Origin of the sequence: Pseudomonas sp. KD5, assembly GCF_012932895.1 — a bacterium.
GTDB lineage: Bacteria > Pseudomonadota > Gammaproteobacteria > Pseudomonadales > Pseudomonadaceae > Aquipseudomonas.
This window is the reverse complement of record NZ_JDWJ01000004.1, coordinates 463,255-477,793: the sequence shown is the minus strand read 5'-3', so window position 1 is coordinate 477,793 and position 14,539 is coordinate 463,255. Positions and strand designations below refer to the sequence as shown.

The following is a 14,539-nucleotide window of genomic DNA, read 5'->3' as shown; positions in this document are numbered from 1 at the left end:
AGGTATCCGGTTCCATTGCCGGGTAAAAAACCCTGACTGAGAAGGTCACAGCACGCGGCTGAGAAAGGCCCGAGTTCGCGGGTGTGTCGGTCGACTGAAGATCTGTTCCGGCGGCCCCTGCTCAATCAATTCGCCCTGATCGAGGACCACCACGCGATCAGCGACTTCTCTGGCAAAACCCATTTCATGGGTGACCACTACCATGGTCATGCCGTCATCGGCCAACTGCTTCATCACCTGCAGGACCTCGCCGACGGTTTCCGGATCCAGGGCGCTGGTAGGCTCGTCGAACAGCATGGCTAGAGGTTTCATCGCCAGCGCCCGGGCGATCGCCACGCGCTGCTGCTGTCCACCGGACAACATCGACGGGTAATGCATGGCCTTGTCCGCCAGACCGACCCGGGCGAGCAAGGCCCGGGCCTGTTCCAACGCTTCGGCGCGTGGCACACCGAGCACCTGGATCGGTGCCTCAATGATGTTTTCCAGCGCGGTCATGTGGGGGAACAGATTGAAACGTTGAAAGACCATGCCGATGTCCCGACGCTGGCGAGCGATATTGCGCTCGGAGTCGCGCACCAGGCTGCCGTCGGCGCGCTCGCGGTAGCCCATGGAGCGGCCGTTGACGCGTATGCGCCCTCCTTGAATGTCTTCCAGCAGATTGATGCAGCGAATGAAGGTGGTCTTGCCTGAACCCGATGCACCGATCAACACCACCACTTCACCGCGCCGCACCTGCAAGGAAATTCCCTTGAGAATCTCCAGGTCGCCGAAGGACTTATGAACGTCCAGGGCCTCGATTATCAGTTCTTCACTTTTGTGCGCCATGCTTAACGCCCCCTCAGCAATTTGAGCGTGCCGCGGCCAAACATGCGACTGCCGGCCGCTGGCGGTGCGGGTCGATCGGACTGTCCGAAACGCGCTTCCAGCCAACGCTGGAAGAAGCCCCAGAGGGTGGTCAGCAGCAGGAAATAAATCGCCACCACCAGGTACAGTTCAAATACCCGGAATGTCGCCGACGTGACCATTTGCGTACTCAGCAGCAACTCCTGCACGCCAATCACGCTGACCAGCGTCGTATTCTTGAGCATCACGTTGAATTCGTTGCCCAACGGCGGAACGATGACCCGGAACGCCTGAGGCAAAACGATACGCCGCATCAGTTTGGCGAAGGTCATGCCCAGCGAACGCCCAGCCTCATACTGCCCCTTGTCGACGGCACCGATCCCGGCACGAATGATCTCGGCCATGTAGGCACCTTCGTTCAGGCCCAGGGCGATGATCGCTGCCTGAATATTGCCCGGCACCACCAAACCAAACAGTTCCACGTCCTCGAAACGGAAGATGCCGCCGGCCGCCAATGCGGTATAGAGAAAAACGATTTGCACCAACAGCGGCGTGCCGCGCATCAGCCACACATAAAACCGTACCGGCAGGTTGAGCAACGGGTTGCGCGACAGACGCATCAGCGCCGCTGCCAGCCCAAGCACGCAGCCCAACGCCATTGCCAGCACACTGATCAGGCAGGTCAACCAGAGCCCAGTGAGGTACACCCCGCTGGGCTGCAAAAGGTATTGCCAGAACACATCCCAATTGAAATTCATCGAGCGCTCGCCTCAGTCGAGTGTGTCGCTGGAAACATGCCATTTGCTCAACAACTGCACGTAACTGCCGTCACTGCGCATGTCACTGATGATCTGCTGTACTGCGGTGGTGAGCTGGGAATCATCCTTGCGGGTCCCTAAACCCGTAAGAATCCGGCTGAAGGCTGGCACCCCCTCCTCGAATAAATCGGGCGCCATTGCGGCGTAGTAACCTGCTGTTTCTACGGTGGTGCCGTAAGCGTCCACCTGACTGATACGCAGCGCCTGGAAGGCGTCAGTGTCACTGTTGTAAACCACCAGTTTCATCGGTGTCTTGCCGGCCTTGGTGAGCTTTTCATTCTCGGCGTCCAACAAGGTTTTGATCGTGGAGCCATTGAGCACTGCCACTTTGTGCCCAGACAGTCCATCCAGGGTTTTGATGCCCTTGGGATTGCCTTTGGGAACGACCACTGACTGGCTGGAATACATGTAGTTGACGATGTCGATCACCTCCCGGCGTTCGGGCTTGTCGAACAGCTGATCAACGATCATGTCGCACTGCTGGGCGAGCAATGCCGGCAGCAACCCGGAGAATGGAATGACCCGCCACTGCACCGGTTTGTCTCCCAGCCGTTTGGCGATTTCCAGCCCCAGATCGACAGTCAGGCCCCTGGGTTTTTGCGCCTCATCGAAAGACACCAAGGGTGGCGAGTCCATGCCCGAGCAATACGTGAGTTTTTCGGCCTTTTGCAGTCGTTCCGGCACTTGGGGCGTGGCGAACGCCCACTGTGCGCAGAGTCCCAGGGATACAGCAGCAAGCAACACACGGCGTTTATGCATGACCAGACACTCCAGTTGTTTAGTAACGGGGCAGTACTCAAAGTCATCACACGGTCGGGCTCGAGCCCGATTCTATTTTTCCGATTGCAGGAACTGAATCAGCGCCGGCACTGTGCCTTCGATGTGCTGACGCACCACCGACTCGGCCTGGTCGGCATCGCCTGAGCGAATGGCATCAAGGATCACCGCGTGTTCCTGGCGGGCACTCAAGGGCTTTTCACCGTGTTGCAGCCACAGGCGCATGGGCGCCTCGATCAGCGAGTACAGGGCCGAGATTTGCTTCATCAAACGCGGACGGCCGCTGAGGCTGCACAGGTATTCATGGAAAGCCCGATGACGGCTGACCCACTCCGCGCTTTCGTCGCGGTAGTCATCCATCTCGTCCAGCATGCGTTCCAGAGTCGCCAGCTGACGCTCACCGATCTTGGCCACGGCGACGCGGATGGCCAGGCCTTCAAGGGCACTGCGCATCTCGAAGACTTCGTGCAGTTCGTCGATGTTCAGACCGCTGACTATCGCCCCGCGGTTAGGCCGCAAGGTCACCAGGCCTTGAGCATCGAGGCGTCGGAAGGCTTCGCGCACCGGCATGCGGCTCATGCCGATCTCAGTGGCGATGTCCTCGGCTATCAACCGGTCGCCTTTGCGGTAACGGCCGCCACAGATCGCTTCCAGCAGAAAGTTGTAAGCCTCCTCCTCGGCGGTCAGGGGCTGACGTTCAACGTAAGCGGGAGCGAATTGCATAAAGTCACCTTTTGCAGTTTTGTATCCAATTATCCATAGATTCAAAACAGCAGAAACCGTGCCAGGCTGCGTAGCACTGCTTCAAGCGCTTAATTGGAAAGGATTTTCGACTCAAGAGACGCTGATCTATAGATCAGCGTGGTACTCACCGTGCGCTACGAAATGGCCCAGCGCGCCCCAAATGGGTGAAAAATGGTACCCAGGTAACAAATCATTTCGCCGAATGCCCTCCGAAGTCTTTCGTTCCGTCACTTCAAGCGAATCCGCTTTTTTCAGCTCGGACACGCAAAGTGCAGCTCACGGCTCGGTGCATGGGAGAAATCGTCCTGGCTCAGGCTGGTGCAGGCGATCGGTTCTCAATCGGGGATTTGCAACGGATTTGACCAGCACGTTTCGTGGACATGACCGGCAGAGAACGACCCAAAGTTGACTGTCGACAAGAGGCTGAATCAGCTCAAGCAAACAGCAACTTTTTGAGCCATGCATTCCTTTCAGGAATGCGCCACATAAAATTAATGAATTTTTATTATTGCTGTGTCTGGCGTAGCTTGATTTCAGGACATGGAGAACCGCCTTGAAATCATCCCCTCTAAACTCAGAAAAATTTGATACCTCACGAGCCAATGAGTACGGACGACAGAGCCGTATTGCGCTAGCAGGATATGACGCCTGCCAAGACTTGGCTGCGTGCATGCTGGCGGCAAGCCTGGGCACTACAAGTTCGGCAAAAATACTTGTAGTTGGCGCTGGCGGTACGGCGCAGGAAATTGTTGCTATGGCCAAGCTTGAGCCGGGTTGGCGCTTCACCGCCGTTGATCCGTCCGAGCCGATGTTGGAGGCTGCAAAGCAGCAATTAGAGGCAAACAACTTGCTTGAAAGAACGGCCATGCATCTTGGGTATGTTGAAGACCTGGCAGCAGACTTGTCATACGACGCAGCGACCTTGATCGGAGTACTCCATCATCTCGATGGAGATGAAACCAAGCGACAAATTTTACGATCCATTCGGGCTCATCTAAAACCGGGTGCGCCGCTGATTGTCGCGGGGAATCAATACGCTTATGCCAGCCAGCCGCTACTGCTTGCGGCTTGGGGGCAGCGGTGGCGGCAGCATGGAGCCAGCCCGGATGAAGTGAAGGTCAAGCTTGGGAAAATCCTTCAAGGCGCTGATCCTCCACATTCCGAGGCGGCGGTTCAAAAACTCCTGCATGACGCCGGATTTGGAGACGCTACCCGTTTCTTCAGCAGCCTTTTCTGGGGGGCGTGGTTGACGTGCAAAGTGGTCTGAACATGGCCTCTGGCTTCCACGCTTGAGCGAGCGCCTGTATCTCATAAATGCGGGGCATCTGTGTCTATCGAAAAGATCACTGGATGGGTACGGTCCACAGATACCCTTTCATTGATGAGGCAACCATGTACCTAACCGTTGTTCCCTTTAGTACTACCGATTGGTCGACTGTCGAACCTCTGGAGTATGTTGGACAAACGGGTACCGCCTATTGGCGAACCTGCCAGTTTGGTTCGACGCGTGTGCGGATGGTTGAATACAGTCCTGGCTATCTGGCCGATCACTGGTGCTGGAGAGGTCATATCCTGTTGTGCCTGGAAGGCGAGTTGCACACGGAGTTGGAGGATGGTCGTCAGTTCACACTCACCGCGGGGATGAGCTATCAGGTGGGCAGCAACGCTGAGGGGCATCGATCTTCCAGCACGACGGGTGCCAAGTTGTTCATAGTGGATTAACGCTGGAATTCACTGCTATCCACAACCCTAAGCAGACAGTGAAGCAGAGCCAGCTACTGGTACGTACTTGAACGCAAACGTATTGTTCGATGCGCTTTACCTTCCTTGGAAATCTTCAAAAAGGACGACGTACATGGATGTTGAACTGGCTCATAAGATTGAGGCCGCAGAAAGCGAGTATTTACGTTCGCGTGTTGAGAGCTTGGCAGGGGTAAGTGGAAATCCTTATGGCGCACGTGTTTTTTACAACGGAGACTATCCGTGTTTTCAAGTGAACGCATCGCCTAGCCCAATGTTCAATCGCATCTACGGTGACATTGCCCGCGGTCCCCAAGCAGTGTTGAAATTGCTCAAAGATTCAGCGGAGCATTCGACCGTAATCCCTCTTATCGGAAAACCTTCAGCGTTGGAGCAATACGCTTTTGTGGGCGACGCACGGCTTGAGCGCTTGAGGGGGTGGACTCACTGGCAATTCGCTTGTGCCATCGAAAAGGTGGATTTGAGTCGCCACTCATTCGAAATTGAAGAAGTCACGTCAAAGACTCTTGCTCTATTCGCAGATGTGCACGCGGGTGGTTTTCATACCAAACCAGAGCACCGACTGTTGAATCAAGCTTCCTTCGCAGGGCAGACGTCAAACGGGCGTCTGAAAATCTACGTCCTGAACGCTGATGGGAAAGTAGTGGCAGGGGCTTCGATGTACTTGGCCAGCAATGGCATTGCCTACCTTGGAACGGCTGCAACCCGAAAGGATGCCCGGGGCTATGGCTACCATGGAGCATTGATATCTCACCGAATAGAGCAAGCAAAGAAGCATGGCTGCCACTTGGTCGCCGCGACCGCGCTGGCCAGCTCCCAAAGTTGCCGAAATCTGCAACGTGCCGGGTTAACGGCATCCCATGCCCAAGCACTATACCGCCTGGTAGATAACTGAGATAAACGGCTGAATATGACCGTCCTCTTCTGGCCCAGAGTGTGTAAAAACTCCAAAGCCAGCTCGGATGATTAAAAATCGCGTTCCATGTGAAATTCAGATCTGTCGATCTAGCCACAGGTTTTCAGAGTTGACGTAGGAGTACGCACTTCCATTTTTTTGGCGGTGTTTTCAAACCGCCTGGACCCAAAGCGGTCGGTCACGAATGCAGCAACGACTGCCTCGGCAAAACGCGCATTGCTGCGTCTGTCCGGCGTCAGTAGGATTCGGTCATCGCTGACATAAATGGATGTGTATATGGAAAGCATGCCAAGACTGGAAATTGAGCGCGTTGCGTATCAAGAGTTTTTAACTCTTTGGGAACGCGGAACATTCGATAATCAGCGCTTAGGACAAGCGTTCTATAACCATTTTCGGCTCAGCCTTGGGTCAATAGTCGCCTCTCATAAGAGATTGCATTGACTCAGTGTGTGTAAACGCTTTTGCGAACCCTTGCTATGATTTCTGAGGATTTCATCGCAGGGATCGCCCATGAAGCGCTTTATCCAAGGTGAACATCGAGGCCAAGGCACCTTACTTCCCGAGAGTCACTACGACTACGTCAGCGATACCAATCCGGTGCGCGTAGTCGACGTCTTTGTCGACGAACTCGACCTGGTCAGCCGTTACCTGGCGGTACTCGATGCTGCCGATCGGCAAGAACCCACAGCTACCGAGCCCAGCACCGTGCGGTTGGAAGAGAAAATCGCCAAGCTCAAAACTCAAATGAAGGAGCTTCAAGCGATTGAAATCCAACTCAACGAATCGCTGGATAAACAGGTCTCACTGACCCTTCCCGATGCCCGCTCCATGATGACGCGTGGCACGGGAAACCGTCATGAATGGACTCACAATGCCGTTGCCCTATTTGATTTTCAGCGCATTGGTCAGACGCACCATAGCCGCTTCGATTTCATAAGCGGTCAAGGACGAATAGCCCAACAGCCACCCTTGTTTCTTCTCATCGCCGGCGTACAACCGGCTGAGGCCGGGCAGTCGCACGCCCGCGCTGGCAGCTTGGTGGATGGTCTTTTCCTCCGACCAGCCATCGGCCAGTAAACAGGGAATCTGCAGCCCTCCTTGGGGGCGTAATGCTGTGGCAATGCCGTCCAGGTGCTTGCCGATTGCATCGAGCATAACTGCACGGCGTCCGGCGTAGAGTTTGCGCATAGCCCGGACGTGGGAGTTGTAGTGGCCGTCTTCCATGAAGCGCGCCAGGGTCAGTTGAAGGATCTGTGGCGTGTGGCCGTCCATGATGCTGCGCGCGTAGGTGAAAGCTTTGACCAGCTCGAAAGGCAGCACCATGTAGCCCATCCGCAACCCCGGATAGAGCGTCTTGCTGAAGGTACCGAGGTAGATCGTGCGCTGGTATTTGTCCAGGCCCTGCACGCACGCGGTCGGCAGCCCGTCGTAGTGGAACTCGCTATCGTAGTCGTCCTCGATAATCCACTTACCACACTCGGCCGCCCAACGGATTAGCTCAAGTCGACGCTCCAGCGGTAAGGTCGCCCCGGTGGGGTATTGATGAGAAGGCGTGACATAGACGCAATTGGCGCCGCTGCGGTCTGCCTGCAGCAGGTCCGTGCGTATGCCCTGTGCATCGACGTCAATGGGCACGACCTTGGTCTCGGCCGTTTCAAAGGCTTTCCTGGCACCGAAGTAGCCTGGGTTTTCCAGCAGGATCGGTTTGCCGGCGTCCACTAGCATCTGGGCACACAGGAACAGAGCTTGGCGAGTACTGCTCAGCACCAGGATCTGGTCGGGGGAGCACTTGGCACCGCGCTCAAGGTTCAAATAGGTGGCGATGGCCTTGCGCAGCGGCTCAGCGCCTTGCGGGTTGCCATGCAGCAGGACATTGCCCCGGTAGTCCTTCATGACCTGGCGTTGCAAGCGTTCCCAGACATCGGTGGGGAAGGTGCGGGTTTCCGGCAGACCAGTGGCAAACGCCTTGATCACCTGTTGATCGGTAACCCCACCACTGTCGAAAATCATCCGCCCACGCTGGCTCAAGCCAGGTTCTGGCGCCACCTCGCTGCGTTGGGTGTCTTTCGCTTTAATGCGCCGGCGCGCGGCTCCGAGCAATTCGGTGCCAACCGCATCGGATACATAGCTGCCAGAGCCCTCGCGCCGCACGATGAAACCATCACGGTGCAATTGCACATAGGCATTCTCGACCGTGTCGCGGGCAACGCCGAGCGTCTTGGCCAGAACCCTGGTCGCCGGTAGCTTCAGGCCAGAGTCAAGAACACCATCGAGGATCAAGGCACGCAGGGCGCGCTGAATCCGCTGGTGCAGATCCAACAGCTGAAACTCGGCATCGTTGAGTCGCATCTTCAGCGTTTCGAGTTCGAAGGCTTTCGCCATGTGGTCTGCCTAAGACTAACAAATTGGTCTACAAAGGCAGGCCAGTCTATCCGTAGACTTTGTTCATCGCTACTGCCTCTGTGCTCGGCGATCTATCGCCTGGGGGACAACTTTGAACGCCGCCGCGCAAAAAGTGCAGGGGCTAAACAGACCATTGCCGCCCTATAAATCACTTTCCAGTCGAGGCCAAGCACCTCGCTTTGCAAGGAGCAAAATAAAGCCATGTCTTCTTCAGCATCCAAGCCACCTATTCGCCTCATCGATCTCATCCATCCGATTGTCGCCGGTCTGATCTCGGTCATCGTCAACTATGGCGGCACCTTCATTCTGGTCTTCCAGGCCGCCAAGGTAGCCGGACTGAGCCCGGAGTTGACGGCTTCGTGGGTGTGGTCCGTGTCGATTGGCGTGGGCGTTACCGGGCTGTTCCTCAGTTGGGTTTCCCGTGAGCCGATCATCACCGCCTGGTCGACACCCGCAGCGGCATTCCTGGTCGTCGCCCTAGCCACCACGCCCTATGCTGAGGCGGTGGGCGCTTACATGCTCTCGGCTGCGGCCTTCGTGCTGCTGGGCCTGTCCGGTTACTTCGAAAAAGTCATCCGACTGATCCCGCCGGGTGTGGCCGCAGGACTACTGGCCGGTATCCTGCTGCAGTTCGGCATCGGTGCTTTTGGCGGTATGAGCATTGACCCTATGCTGGTCGGGTTGCTGATTGTCGCCTACGTCGTGCTCAAGCGCTTTACCGCACGCTACGCAGTGGTGGGCATTTTGGCACTGGGGCTGGCCTTCTTGTTGATTCAGGGACGTGTGGATTTGTCGGGGCTGGAACCGCAACTCGCGGCGCCGGTATTCACCCTGCCTGAGTTCTCGCTCAATGCCTTGCTCAGTGTCGCGATGCCGCTGTTTCTGATCACCCTGACCGGTCAGTACATGCCTGGCATGCTGGTGCTGCGCAATGATGGATTCAGCACCAGTGCCAATCCGATCGTGACCATCACCGGGTTGGGTTCCCTGCTCATGGCGCCCTATGGTTCCCACGCATTCAATATCGCGGCGATTACAGCAGCCATCTGCACCGGCAAGGGCGCCCACGAAGAGCCCTCCAAGCGCTGGATCGCCGGCATTGCTGCGGGCGTCTTCTACATCCTCGTCGGGGTCTTCGGCGTGACCCTCGCTGCGGTGTTCATGGCCTTCCCGGCAACCTTCATCACTACTCTGGCCGGGCTCGCCCTGCTGGGCACCATCGGCGCCAGCCTGGCCAGTGCCATGGCCGAAGCCAAATCCCGCGAAGCCTCGCTGATTACCTTCCTGGCAGCCGCCGCCAACATTACCTTGTTCGGGGTTGGCGGAGCGTTCTGGGGGCTACTGATTGGTCTGGTCGCGTACGCCGTGCTAAACGGCCGTTTGCCGCGCCATGGCCGCTACCAACCTCGGCTCCGACCAAGATCAACTCAGCTCGATGGCCAAGCAGGCCCGCAAGGCGATGATGCTGGAAACACTATTGGTAGTAGCTGACCGAGGTCACTTCAAAAAGCAAAGAAATCCTGACTTATCACCATGTAGGCATCACCGCCTACATGGCATTCGTGACAGGCAGGAGTCGGCCGATTCTGTTGAAAAAGTCGACTTCGATTTCCACGGTAGAAAAAGACGTGTCCGAGATTGAAATCCGTATTTTGCGCAGAAGGTTCAGTACTCAGATTTGACGTAGTAGCGTGCAAAAAAGGCGTTTTCACTGCTCAGTGCACGGCTATCTGAGCCGCGTCGACTTCTTCACCAGAATCGGCCAACAGCGGTCATTTACTCCATCGACTTACTTCACTCAATCACTCTCGCATACACCAATCGGTCCACATTCCCTCCGGACAGAATCACCCCCACCCTTCTTCCAGCCATTGCTTCACGCTCCTGAATGAGCGCCGCGAGGGCCGCCGCAGCCGCCCCTTCAGCAAGATTGTGGGTATCGGTGTAATACACGCACATGGCCTCGGCAATCTGCGCCTCACTGACTGATACGATTCGCTGCGCACCTTGCGCGTAGATGGCAAAGGCTTCTGGAATTGGCTTACGCACGGCAAGGCCGTCAGCAAAGGTATTCGCCGAGGCGGTTTCGCATATTGCTCCTGCATCAAACGACAACTTTGCAGCCTCAGCCTTAGTGGAAACCACACCCACTACCCGGGTGTTCAGGCCAAGTGCGTCGCGGGCGGCGATCACCCCACAAATCCCCGACCCACAGCCAATCGGCACGTAAACCGTATCAAGATCCGGTGCAGCCTTGAACAGCTCCAGCGCATAAGTGGCCACGCCCTTGACCAACTCGGCATGGAACGGCGGCACCAGATAGAGGTCATGCGCTTGCGCCAGGCGCCCGGCCTCTTCACAGGCTTCATCAAAATCGCGGCCACACTCGACCACTTCACCGCCAAAGGCGCGCATGGCATTGTTCTTTTCTACCGAGTTACCCTCCGGCACTACAATCAACGCCCTCAAACCCAGCGCGCCGGCTGCCAGCGCCAGGCTCTGCCCATGGTTGCCGCGGGTGGCGGTGACAATACCCTTGATGCCCGGGTGCTCACGCTTTAGCCAGTGCATGAAGGTAATGCCACCACGCACCTTGAAAGCACCTGTAGGTGTGTGGTTTTCGTGCTTGACCCAAACGGTGCAACCCAACCGCTCGGCCAACAAGGGCCAAGGGTATTGAGCTGTAGCGGGCATGACTTGGTACACGTGGTGAGCAGCTTGCTCGATATCGTCGCGAGTCAGTCTGTGCATGAGTCGTCTCCCTGAGGTTTTGCCCAGTCTAGACACGGGCGCATCACGCAGGCTTTCAAAAAACTGACCTGACTTTTGTGCCCCCGCTTCACTACTATGGCGTTCATGAGCCGTCGAAGCCGCCTTCAGCCAACGCCCCGCCCCGAACCGGTCCGTCGAGTCGAGGCAGGGCCATGGACGATTGAATTGCTACCCGGCGCCGCCTACGCGACCCGGTATGTAGCGCCTCAGGCAGCGATTGGCTTTGCCTTCGACAGCCAGCGAGGCCTTCACGCCATTGGCAGCGACCGAGTGCTGCCCTTCGATGCCATGCCCAACAGTCTGGCGTTCGTCCCCATTGGCTGTGACGTGCTGTCCGAGTCACTCTCGGGCGGTGAATACCTGCGGGTAATGCGCACCAACGGGAATATGTTGGTCGGGGATAGTGCATTCAACAATCGCATTGATCAGCAGGCCATTACCCTCGCCCTGCGAATGCGCCGCGCGTTGTTGCACGCCTCTGTGGAGGACGATTGGGAGGCCTGGGCACTCGCATTGGCTGAACGGGCGACGAGCGATCAAACATTTTCGGCTCCACCCCAAGGCTCTATCACCGGCAGCCGAATGCGTCTGCTCGATGAGTTCATTGACGCTGGCCTCGACGGGCCGCTGGGCATACCGGCATTGGCGGGCTTACTTGGATTGTCCGAAGGTTATTTCATGCGAGCGTTCAAGAGCGCGACGGGCAAGAGCCCGCACAGTTACCTGATCGACCGACGCCTTGCCAAGGCCCGCGCGCTAATGCGCGATTCGACAGCAAGCCTGGCAGAGATCGCCCACACCTGCGGCTTTAACTCCCAGGCGCACATGGCAACCACTTTCAGGCAACGCCTTGGATTAAGTCCGGTACAGCTGCGTGGATAATAGTAGTCAGGGAAAAGTAGAAGAACACTTTGATCAGCTGTATCGCCGTTTTCTTGAGTTGAACGACACGCTGCTCAATAGGTTTTCCACCTTAGACCGTAAATTGGACTGGAAGGAAAATTTGTCGGACGATTTTGGCCGATTGCTGCCCCTGACTAGATGCGCAATTGCACTCCACTTGACCACCCGTTTGCATTCGACCTGACCAGTCATTTGCATTCGTTCTGACCACCGATTGCATCGGATTTCACCAGCACGCTTTGTAACCATGATCGGCAGAGAACGGCCAGGAGCTGCTGGGGGACATAGCAATGACGAAAGAGCAACTATGCTAGGTCTGATGCCGGAATTGATCGAGCAGATCGGGCCTTCCGTCCATACGTCGTGGCAAAACAATGGGAATGGGATCGATCCGCTTGTGTTGAATTGGCCGTTGCTGCATCTCAAGGCAGGTCTGCTGAAGGAGGTCTGAAGTTGCGAATCGCTTTTCTGGTGAACCGGGACGTGGAGAGCAATCTCACTCTCAATTTCCTGTTGCCCGAAATTCACGAGAGCACAGTGGGAATATTCCTCTCGGAGAAAGTGGGATCGGGCAGGAAGGTGCCACGCATGCTCGGACAACTAGCATTGATCGAGCAGGACCTCTTCAATGCCTTGGCCCCTGGGTTAATCGGATCGAGCGACCAGGTCAGTAGCGGGCATCGATTCGGTTTTGCAGAACTGCAGCAACGCTTTGGGGTTCCTGTGCGCGTATTGCCCAGCTTGAGGGATCCTGCGGGCCTGCAAATGCTGCAGGATGCGGGAGCGGATCTGTTCATCTCAATCCGCTTTGGTCAAATCCTGAAGAATGAAGCGTTGGCAATTCCGCCACGCGGCGTCCTCAATCTTCACTCTGGCCTCTTGCCTCAATATCGAGGTGTTCTCGCGACCTTCCGGGCGTTGCTGAACGGGGACCCGGAGATCGGTTGTACTCTCCATTGGATCGACAGTCCCGGCATTGATGTTGGTCGCATCATTGAGACTGCGCGTGTGGCAGTCGAAAAGGAGCGCTCCTTGCTGTGGCACATCCTTTCACTTTATCAACCAGGCGCGCGTCTCATCATGAACGCAATCAGGCGCTTGGAGCGCGATGAGCCCATGACGGGGACGTCTCAAGATCCATCTGCCGGAGCCTACTACTCCTTTCCCGGCGAGGATGACCTGATGCGGTTCACGACACAGGGGTGGCGGCTCTTCGATCGCGAGGACGTTTGGGATCTTTTCGAATCGTACGGATTCCCGTTGCGGATAAGCGCTCCTTGAGAGCTGAACGGCGGCAAGGCCTACTGAGGCCTTGTTGCTGGAGCATTGAAAAGCTCAAAACAACGCCGCAAAAGGTTGGCGTCGCTCAACGTCCGTGTTGGGTCGCTCTCTGCCGGCCATGTCCACGAATCGTGCTGGTCAAATCCGATGCAAATGACTCGCTTTTTGCATCAACTCTTTGCGCAATTTTCCGGGGGACATGCCAAACATGTTCTGAAAATGTCGAATGAAATGGGGCGCATCGGCGAACCCGCATTCGAAAGCGATTTCCCCGATATGTCGATCCGAGCTGATGAGAAGCCATCGGCCAAACCTGAGTCGAACGTGGCGATAGAATTGGGCCGGAGTGTTACTGGTTTCAGCGACAAACAGCCGCTCCAGTTGCCGTTTACTGGTACCGACAAGGTTCGCGATTGTGTCGATATCCAAGGGCTCGGTCATGTGCTTTTCCATCAACATCACGGCTTCGTGCAGGCGCCTGTTCGAAGAGCTGGCGTAGCCAAGTGCCTTGCGCCGGTCGACGAAACTACCGGAGCTGCGTTTTGCGACCGTCATCTGATGAACCACTTTGCCGGCCCGATCCGGGCCGCAATGCACCCCAATAAGATGGATGGCCAACTCAATCACCGAGATACCGCCTGCGCAGGTGATCCGATCCTTGTCGATGAGGAAGTCACTGTTGCTGACAAAGCGCAATCTGGGGAACAGACGTTTCCAGTCGTCGCAATGGTAGGCATGCACGCAAGCAGTACGTCCCTCCATCAGGCCATGTCGAGCGAGCACGAAGCTGCCCGTGCATAGACCGATCAATGGCACGTCAGCGGCTGCCGCCTGATGCAGAAATGCCGGATAAGTCTTTGGTGCTGCCTCAAGGGAATCAAGCAGTCCACCAATCACCACGATGTAATCAAATTGATGAGGATGGGTGAGTTCACTGTCGATAGGTACATCCAGTCCGCAACTGGAAATGACTCTTTGCCCAGGGGTACCGAGTACTTTCCATTGGCATCGTATCGGGCGGCTCTGATCACCCGTATCGGCAGCATGTCGCAACGCATCGGTCAGCCCTGAGAGTGACAGCAAGGGGAAGCGCGGCCACAACACAATACCAATAGACAACTCGGTGGCGCCGCGTCGGCTTGGCGGATGTCGTGCCTGACCATTATCAAGCCCCTCCACGAGGCTGTCGCTGGAGGCCCTGGGCAGTACATCTCCGAAATGTCGCAAATGTTCAATCATTCATGCAAACCATCCAACAAGTTATGCCGCTGATCACCATACGATGAGCTCCTGCCTAACACCATGCTGTTCATAAAAAAAG

Annotated in this window: 13 protein-coding genes and 3 pseudogenes; 9 read left to right on the top strand and 7 right to left on the bottom strand. The window is 56.5% G+C overall.

Translation table 11 applies throughout. From position 1 onward, the window contains the following. Positions 1 to 45 precede the first annotated feature (45 nt). The 4 genes from AF70_RS12025 to AF70_RS12010 form a co-directional block, all read right to left on the bottom strand. Complete coding sequence (locus AF70_RS12025) at positions 46 to 825, bottom strand: amino acid ABC transporter ATP-binding protein (RefSeq protein ID WP_028940982.1); 780 nt, start codon at positions 823 to 825, stop codon at positions 46 to 48. A 2-nt stretch (positions 826 to 827) separates the two neighbouring features. Then, positions 828 to 1,601 carry an amino acid ABC transporter permease gene (locus tag AF70_RS12020; RefSeq protein WP_007941905.1) on the bottom strand — a complete coding sequence of 258 codons (774 nt, stop codon included), beginning with the start codon at positions 1,599 to 1,601 and terminating at the stop codon, positions 828 to 830. Positions 1,602 to 1,613: 12 nt separating this feature from the next. Next, entirely contained in the window at positions 1,614 to 2,420 is an 807-nt protein-coding gene (locus tag AF70_RS12015) for an ABC transporter substrate-binding protein (protein WP_007941906.1), read from the bottom strand. A gap of 72 nt (positions 2,421 to 2,492) precedes the next feature. Beyond that, positions 2,493 to 3,161, bottom strand: coding sequence for a GntR family transcriptional regulator (locus tag AF70_RS12010; RefSeq protein ID WP_019578433.1), 669 nt, complete (start codon positions 3,159 to 3,161; stop codon positions 2,493 to 2,495). A gap of 574 nt (positions 3,162 to 3,735) precedes the next feature. On the opposite strand from AF70_RS12010, the gene AF70_RS12005 reads away from it, so the two are divergent. The 4 genes and pseudogenes from AF70_RS12005 to AF70_RS11990 form a co-directional block, all read left to right on the top strand. Then, complete coding sequence (locus AF70_RS12005) at positions 3,736 to 4,449, top strand: class I SAM-dependent methyltransferase (RefSeq protein ID WP_028940983.1); 714 nt, start codon at positions 3,736 to 3,738, stop codon at positions 4,447 to 4,449. Positions 4,450 to 4,574: 125 nt separating this feature from the next. After that, complete coding sequence (locus tag AF70_RS12000; RefSeq protein WP_026331589.1) at positions 4,575 to 4,904, top strand: DHCW motif cupin fold protein; 330 nt, start codon at positions 4,575 to 4,577, stop codon at positions 4,902 to 4,904. Positions 4,905 to 5,037: 133 nt separating this feature from the next. Continuing rightward, positions 5,038 to 5,838, top strand: coding sequence for a GNAT family N-acetyltransferase (locus AF70_RS11995; RefSeq protein ID WP_019578430.1), 801 nt, complete (start codon positions 5,038 to 5,040; stop codon positions 5,836 to 5,838). Positions 5,839 to 6,369: 531 nt separating this feature from the next. Beyond that, positions 6,370 to 6,708 (top strand): annotated as a pseudogene (locus tag AF70_RS11990) (hypothetical protein); the annotation flags it as partial. Between the two features lie 33 nt (positions 6,709 to 6,741). Here AF70_RS11990 and AF70_RS11985 read toward each other — a convergent pair. Continuing rightward, the gene (locus AF70_RS11985; RefSeq protein ID WP_019582756.1) at positions 6,742 to 8,241 is read right to left on the bottom strand and encodes a PLP-dependent aminotransferase family protein; all 1,500 of its coding nucleotides are present in this window, start codon (positions 8,239 to 8,241) and stop codon (positions 6,742 to 6,744) included. A gap of 222 nt (positions 8,242 to 8,463) precedes the next feature. Here AF70_RS11985 and AF70_RS11980 point away from each other — a divergent pair. Together AF70_RS11980 and AF70_RS29815 are read left to right on the top strand one after the other, a co-directional pair. Then, positions 8,464 to 9,657 (top strand): annotated as a pseudogene (locus tag AF70_RS11980) (benzoate/H(+) symporter BenE family transporter); the annotation flags it as partial. After that, positions 9,650 to 9,818, top strand: a pseudogene (locus AF70_RS29815) (IS5/IS1182 family transposase); the annotation flags it as partial. The pseudogenes AF70_RS11980 and AF70_RS29815, both read left to right, overlap by 8 nt. 238 nt (positions 9,819 to 10,056) lie before the next feature. Here AF70_RS29815 and AF70_RS11975 read toward each other — a convergent pair. Beyond that, positions 10,057 to 11,013 (bottom strand): threonine dehydratase, encoded by a 957-nt coding sequence (locus tag AF70_RS11975; RefSeq protein WP_028940985.1) that lies wholly within the window; start codon positions 11,011 to 11,013, stop codon positions 10,057 to 10,059. A 105-nt stretch (positions 11,014 to 11,118) separates the two neighbouring features. Here AF70_RS11975 and AF70_RS11970 point away from each other — a divergent pair, with 105 nt between their 5' ends. The 3 genes from AF70_RS11970 (at position 11,119) to AF70_RS11960 (ending at position 13,218) form a co-directional block, all read left to right on the top strand. Next, positions 11,119 to 11,916, top strand: coding sequence for a helix-turn-helix transcriptional regulator (locus AF70_RS11970; protein ID WP_371929197.1), 798 nt, complete (start codon positions 11,119 to 11,121; stop codon positions 11,914 to 11,916). A gap of 328 nt (positions 11,917 to 12,244) precedes the next feature. Then, positions 12,245 to 12,388, top strand: a complete 144-nt coding sequence (locus tag AF70_RS11965; protein ID WP_019582758.1) for a hypothetical protein — start codon at positions 12,245 to 12,247, stop codon at positions 12,386 to 12,388. 2 nt (positions 12,389 to 12,390) lie between these two features. After that, positions 12,391 to 13,218 (top strand): formyl transferase, encoded by an 828-nt coding sequence (locus tag AF70_RS11960; protein WP_028940987.1) that lies wholly within the window; start codon positions 12,391 to 12,393, stop codon positions 13,216 to 13,218. 138 nt (positions 13,219 to 13,356) lie between these two features. On the opposite strand, the gene AF70_RS11955 is transcribed toward AF70_RS11960, so the two are convergent. Continuing rightward, entirely contained in the window at positions 13,357 to 14,457 is a 1,101-nt protein-coding gene (locus AF70_RS11955) for a GlxA family transcriptional regulator (RefSeq protein ID WP_026331971.1), read from the bottom strand. Positions 14,458 to 14,539 lie beyond the last annotated feature (82 nt).

What these genes read in the sequence shown, in the direction of transcription:
- AF70_RS12010 (WP_019578433.1), bottom strand. Translation starts at nt 3,161, where the DNA reads ATGCAATTCGCTCCCGCTTACGTTGAACGTCAGCCCCTGACCGCCGAG.
- AF70_RS12000 (WP_026331589.1), top strand. Translation starts at nt 4,575, where the DNA reads ATGTACCTAACCGTTGTTCCCTTTAGTACTACCGATTGGTCGACTGTC.
- AF70_RS12020 (WP_007941905.1), bottom strand. Translation starts at nt 1,601, where the DNA reads ATGAATTTCAATTGGGATGTGTTCTGGCAATACCTTTTGCAGCCCAGC.
- AF70_RS12025 (WP_028940982.1), bottom strand. Translation starts at nt 825, where the DNA reads ATGGCGCACAAAAGTGAAGAACTGATAATCGAGGCCCTGGACGTTCAT.
- AF70_RS11985 (WP_019582756.1), bottom strand. Translation starts at nt 8,241, where the DNA reads ATGGCGAAAGCCTTCGAACTCGAAACGCTGAAGATGCGACTCAACGAT.
- AF70_RS11955 (WP_026331971.1), bottom strand. Translation starts at nt 14,457, where the DNA reads ATGATTGAACATTTGCGACATTTCGGAGATGTACTGCCCAGGGCCTCC.
- AF70_RS11970 (WP_371929197.1), top strand. Translation starts at nt 11,119, where the DNA reads ATGAGCCGTCGAAGCCGCCTTCAGCCAACGCCCCGCCCCGAACCGGTC.
- AF70_RS11995 (WP_019578430.1), top strand. Translation starts at nt 5,038, where the DNA reads ATGGATGTTGAACTGGCTCATAAGATTGAGGCCGCAGAAAGCGAGTAT.
- AF70_RS11965 (WP_019582758.1), top strand. Translation starts at nt 12,245, where the DNA reads ATGCTAGGTCTGATGCCGGAATTGATCGAGCAGATCGGGCCTTCCGTC.
- AF70_RS11975 (WP_028940985.1), bottom strand. Translation starts at nt 11,013, where the DNA reads ATGCACAGACTGACTCGCGACGATATCGAGCAAGCTGCTCACCACGTG.
- AF70_RS12015 (WP_007941906.1), bottom strand. Translation starts at nt 2,420, where the DNA reads ATGCATAAACGCCGTGTGTTGCTTGCTGCTGTATCCCTGGGACTCTGC.